Source organism: Subsaximicrobium wynnwilliamsii, from assembly GCF_007997225.1.
GTDB classification, from domain to species: Bacteria; Bacteroidota; Bacteroidia; order Flavobacteriales; family Flavobacteriaceae; genus Psychroserpens; species Psychroserpens wynnwilliamsii.
The window spans coordinates 1-591 of the sequence record NZ_VORM01000125.1; the positions used below are offsets into that span (position 1 = coordinate 1).

A 591-nucleotide genomic window follows, 5' to 3' on the forward strand; every position below is an offset into this window, starting at 1 on the left:
CGTTGTAGTGCATAAAAACCAAACTTTATGGAGATAGGAAATAAAATGATAAAACTTAATTGGAAATTTAGAATTGTGTCAGCAATTTTAACTGGACTTTTATTTGTTGGAATTATGTGTCTGATGGATTATTTATTAGGCGGAGAATTTCAAAGTATGAATAGTTACTTGTTTCAAGGAATATTTTTCGGAATTTTTATGGGAATTGGATTTCCATATGTAACGCAAAAATTCGGAACGAAATTTACTTCTAAAATCGGAAAAAATATTAAACCTGAATTGACTCAAGACGAAAATGTTGAAATTGAAGGTCCCGCAAACTTATTCCGTGGAATGGAAGGTGTTGGTGGAAAATTGTTTTTAACTAATAAAAAAGTAGTTTTTAAATCTCATGAAATAAATATCCAAAAAGGACAAACTGATATTCTTTACGAGAATATTACGGAAATAATAAAAAGAAAGACAGCGAAAATAATTGACAACGGAATTAGAATAAAAACCAATGGCGGAAATGAATTTGATTTTGTTGTTAATGAACGAGAAAAGTGGATTGAAAAGCTGAACGAAAAAATAACGCACTACAACACCGTA

1 protein-coding gene is annotated in these 591 nt (G+C 29.8%); it reads left to right on the forward strand.

Going from position 1 to position 591, the window contains the following annotated elements:
- Positions 1 to 27: 27 nt before the first annotated feature.
- Positions 28 to 591, forward strand: a 564-nt coding sequence (locus ESY88_RS20765) for a GRAM domain-containing protein (protein ID WP_223270928.1), incomplete at its 3' end; no start/stop codon positions are given.